At 71.0% G+C, this 4,938-nt stretch carries 2 protein-coding genes; one reads left to right on the forward strand and one right to left on the reverse strand.

The annotated features are described in order from the left end of the window. Positions 1-263: 263 nt before the first annotated feature. Positions 264-929, reverse strand: coding sequence for a pyridoxamine 5'-phosphate oxidase family protein (locus GGD82_RS20610; protein ID WP_150064295.1), 666 nt, complete (start codon positions 927-929; stop codon positions 264-266). Positions 930-1,546: 617 nt separating this feature from the next. Between GGD82_RS20610 and GGD82_RS20615 the strand changes: the two genes are divergently transcribed. Then, a complete protein-coding gene (locus GGD82_RS20615) occupies positions 1,547-4,297 on the forward strand; it encodes an ATP-dependent DNA helicase (protein WP_150064296.1) in 2,751 nt (916 codons plus the stop codon). Positions 4,298-4,938 lie beyond the last annotated feature (641 nt).

Genomic DNA, 4,938 nt, shown 5'->3' on the forward strand with positions numbered 1-4,938 from the left:
TCAAGGTCATCAAGCGGATGGCCTACGGCTTCCGCGATGACGCCTACTTCTTCCTCAAAATCCGCGACGCCTTCCCCGGAATTCCGTCATGAACCTTTTTTTATGCCCAGTTTCTTATGCGGATCGGCCCTGAACCGAACGTGGCCGCTTCAGGGCCTCCACCGCTTCGCGGCACCGGCTCCACGTCATGGCCTCCGCCGCTTCGCGGCGCCGGCGCGGTCGCGCCGGTCTCGTCCCGCGACCGTGCGCCGCCCACCGGCCCCCTACCCGATCCGGAAGCCCGTGACGTGGTCCGGCACCGAAACATCGGCGAGATTGCGCGGGTCCGGCTCCGGCGTACCGGGGGTCATGCGCACCGGCAGGACACCGGCCCAGATGGGCAGCGCATAGTCCGCCTCGTCATCCATCGGCCCCCCCTCCCGCAGCTTGGCCGAGGCCTCATCCAGCGGCAGTGACAGGATGGCCGTGGCTTTCAGTTCGGTGTCGGTGATCGGGCGCAGCGTGTCCCAGCGGCCCGGATACAGGGACTCGATGAAGGCTTTCAGGCGTGCCCGCTTGGCCTCTGGATCGTCGATGCGTGTGGCGCGGCCCAGAATCACCACCGAGCGGAAGTTGGCCGAGTGGTTCATGGCCGACCGCCCCAGCACCAGCCCATCCAGCAGCGACACCGTCACGCAGATCTCGGCGCCGTCGGCCACGTTCAGGGTCCGGTTCGTCCGCGCCCCGTGGATGTAGACATGCTCGCCCTCCCGCCACTGGAAGGTCGGCGTCACGATCGGCGCGCCATCGACCACCACACCCACGTGACAGATCGGCGAAGCGTCCAGAATCGCGTGGATGGTCTCGCGGTCGTAGTGGCCGCGCCCCGGCTTGCGCCGCAGGCGGACCCGGTCGGAGGGCGGCGGAACGGCGGTAGGCGACGGTGGCATGGCGGCGGCACTCCTCAGGCGTACACGAACGGCAAAGTATAGCTGTCCCCCGCCCCCGGATCCTATGGCTTTCCGGCCCGCGTCGAAGTCGGTCCACCGGCTACCGCCCGGCCACCGGCCCCTCCGAAACCACCGCGCCCGTGGCGTCGTCCAGGGTCACGATATAGGCCGCCCCCTTGCGTAGCCGTGGACACGATCCACAAGATGCGGCCGCCGACCGGGCGTGGCTCCGCCATGCACAACGACGAGGATGCCGCAGGGTCGGACACCGCCGCGCGCGCCGTCGCGATCGCCTCCTCGCGGGACAGATGGGTGACCAGCGAGGGCGGCTCCCGGAATATCCATCGCGTCAGCCTGCGCCACAGGCCCATGGTTCGTCCCTTCTCACCTGGAAGGCCTTATCGCCCGTCCATGTGCCGCAAGACCGCGTCCACGCTATCGTCGACGGAGCGGCCCGCGGTGTCCACGACGAGGTGGCCTCGATTCCCACGCGGCGTATTTCCGGGTCGTCTTGCCCGCGCCCGGCCGCCCGGACAGAACGATCAACAACGGCGCGACGGACCCTTTCTGTTCCGGCGCGTGACCGCGCCCCATCGTCCCCCTTATACTCGCCGCCGATGACGACCCACCAGCCCGCGCCCCCTGCCTCCGCATCCATCACGGTGCCGCCCGTGCCCGCCCTGGTGGCGAGCCCACGCGCGGCCGTGCTGGTGCATCCGGACGGCGAGATTGAAGAGAACACCCCGGCCGTGCTGGGGCGCAAGGCCGCCGACCTGCGCCCGCTGGTGTGTCACGAGCCCGCCACCGCACGCCGAGTGGGACGCGAATCGCTGGTGTGCCATGACCTGCTGGCCCTCTATGCCTTCGTGCGGCCGGCCCGGTTCGCCCTGCCCACGGTCGCCGGGCTGGCCGAAGCCCTGGGGGAACCGCGCCCAACCGACCTGGTCGAGCAGGCGCTGGCGCTGCCCCGCCTCGCCGGGCTGCTGCTGGAGGAACTGACCACCCTGGTCCGGCGCAATCAGGCGGACGCCCGCACCCTCGCCTTCGCCATGGCGCGCGGCGGCTGGCCCTGGGGCGCGCCCGTGCTGGCGGCGCTCGGTGCCCACGGCGACAGCCCGCACGGCGCCACCATCGCCCGCGCCTTCCGTGTGTGGGAGCGTCTGACCGAGATCAGCGAGCACGCGCCGGAGGTCGCCGCCGGCCACCTGCCCGTCTCCGACGCCGAAGCCCGCGCCCGGCTGTCCGACCTGCTCGGCGGCGCGGCCGAGGACCGCCCGCAACAGGCGGACTACGCCAGCGCCGCCACCGCCGCCTTCGCCCCGCGCGAGCGCAAGGCGACCCCGCACATGGTGCTGGCGGAGGCCGGCACCGGGGTCGGCAAAACGCTGGGCTACATCGCCCCCGCCAGCGTGTGGGCGGAGAAGAACGACGGCACGGTCTGGATCTCCACCTACACCCGCAATCTGCAACGCCAGCTTGATGGCGAATTGGACCGCCTGCACCCCGACCCGGCGGAGAAGGCGCGCCGGGTCGTGATCCGCAAAGGCCGGGAAAACTATCTGTGCCTGCTGAACCTGGAAGAAGCGGTCTCCCGCCTGCCGGGGCAGCCGGCCGCCGCCATCCCTCTGGGCCTGATGGCGCGTTGGGCCATGGCGACGCGGGACGGCGACCTCGTCGGCGGCGACTTCCCGGGCTGGCTGGTGGACATCCTGGGACGCGGCTGGTCGCTGGCGCTGGCCGACCGGCGCGGCGAGTGCATTTTTTCCGCCTGCCCGCATTTCAACCGCTGCTACATCGAAAAGGCGGTGCGGCGGGCGCGGCGGGCGCAGTTGGTGGTGGCGAACCACGCGCTCGTGCTGGTGCAGGCCGCCCTGGGCGGGCTGGAGGACGGCACCCTACCCACCCGCTATGTGTTCGACGAGGGCCACCACCTGTTCGACGCCGCCGACGGCGCCTTTTCGGCGCATCTGTCCGGGCTGGAAACGGCGGAACTGCGGCGCTGGCTGCTGGGGGCGGAGGACGGCTCCCGCACCCGGGCACGCGGCCTGAAGGCGCGCGCCGAAGAGTTGGTGGGCGATAACCCGCGCGCGGCCGAAGCCCTGGTGGAGGTGCTGCACGGCGCCCGCGTGCTGCCCGGACCGGGCTGGCACGCCCGGCTGGGCGAAGCCGGCGGGCGTGGCCCGACCGAGCACTTCCTGTCGGCGGCCCGCGCCCAGGTGCTGGCCCGCGCGCGCGGCCAGGACGGCCCCTATTCGCTGGAAACCGAGGTGGCCCCGCCCCTGCCCGCGCTGGTCGAGGCCGGCGCCGCCCTGGAAACGGCCCTGAACGAATTGGACCAGCCGCTGGCCCGGCTGATGACCGCGCTGGAGCAACGCCTTGACGATGAGGCCTCGACCCTCGACCCGACCAACCGCCAGCGTATCGAGGGGCTGATCCGCAGCCTGGAACGCCGCGCCCTGCTGCCGGTGCGGGCGTGGCGTGCCATGTGCCGGGCGCTTCAGGCCGAAACGCCACCGGAGTACGTGGACTGGCTGGGGATCGAGCGCGCCTACGGTCGCGACATGGACGTCGGCCTGCACCGGCATTGGGTCGACCCGATGGTGCCCTTCGCGACGGCGCTCGCCACCCGGGCGCACGGCCTGCTGGTGACCTCCGCCACGCTGCGCGACGGCTCCGGCGATCCGGAGGCCGACTGGCAGGCCGCCGAGCGCCGCACCGGCGCCGTCCATGTGCCGGAGCGAGTGCGCGCCGCCGTGCCCTCCCCCTTCGACTACCCCGCGCAAACCCGGGTGCTGGTGGTCACCGACGTGCGCAAGGACACCATGGATCAGGTGGCGGCGGCGTACCGGGAGCTGTTCAAGGCCTCCGACGGCGGCGCGCTCGGGCTGTTCACCGCCATCGGGCGGTTGCGCGCCGTGCACGAGCGCATCGCCGCCGACCTGGATGCCGCCGACCTGCCGCTGTACGCCCAGCATGTGGACGGCATCGACCCGGCCACCCTGGTGGACATGTTCCGGGCGGAGGAAAACGCCTGCCTGCTCGGCACCGACGCCATGCGGGACGGGGTGGATGTGCCCGGCCGCTCGCTGCGGCTGATCGTGTTCGACCGCGTGCCCTGGCCGCGCCCGGACATCCTGCACAAGGCCCGCCGGGCGGAGTTCGGCGGCCGCGCCTATGACGACATGGTCACCCGCCTGCGCCTGAAGCAGGCGTTCGGCCGGCTGGTGCGCCGGGCCGACGACCGGGGCGTGTTCGTGCTGCTCGACCCCATGATGCCCTCCCGCCTGGGCGGTGCCTTTCCCGAAGGCGTGGTGATGGAGCGCGTGGGTTTGGCCGAGGCCATCGCGGCGGTGCGCGAGACGATGTAGCGCACCCACTCGCCTGGGTCGGTTTCTCGACCGGCGTCCCCCTCCCCTGGACAGGGGAGGGTCGGGGTGGGGTTGAAACGGCCAAGCTCAGTAGGCGGCAGCGGCGCCCCCCCTCCCAACCTCCCCCCATCCGGGGGGAGGCGATGTCGTGAGCCGGGCTTCAATGAGGCCGGAGCGTTTTCGCTCCGGAAAGGGCCGCTGTCACGGTCAGGCGCGTTCGGCCAACGTCACGCTTCAATGAGGCCGGAGCGTTTTCGCTCCGGAAAGGGGACCGGTCTCTACACCCTTGATCCTGCGGACAGTTTGCCCCGTTTTTCGAGCGCTGGCAAGATTGGGGGCATCATCGCCGTTCAGAGGCCCTTGAATCGCCATCTGTAGCCCCCTTAACCTCCTGTTCCGACACCCGAAAAGCTGGATTCGAGCGCTCCCCGAGTCGCGAGCGCCTCAAGAGCGCTCGAAAGCCGTCGGCGCTCCCTCCCCTGGACAGGGGAGGGTTGGGGTGGGGTTGAGGCGCGTCGAAACCACCGGTGGCCGCGTCGGCGTCACCCCCCTGAGCAACCGGAAACATTGGTAACGTTTTGGACCGATGACATAGGTAACACTTTTTGCCTCTGATCACCGCCTGGACCCGGGTCTGGATC

Source organism: Roseospira marina, from assembly GCF_014197855.1.
Lineage (GTDB): Bacteria > Pseudomonadota > Alphaproteobacteria > Rhodospirillales > Rhodospirillaceae > Rhodospira > Rhodospira marina.

Bases quoted from the DNA above. Each gene is read 5' to 3' on its own strand.
- GGD82_RS20615 (WP_150064296.1), top strand. From the start codon at position 1,547: ATGACGACCCACCAGCCCGCGCCCCCTGCCTCCGCATCCATCACGGTG.
- GGD82_RS20610 (WP_150064295.1), bottom strand. From the start codon at position 929: ATGCCACCGTCGCCTACCGCCGTTCCGCCGCCCTCCGACCGGGTCCGC.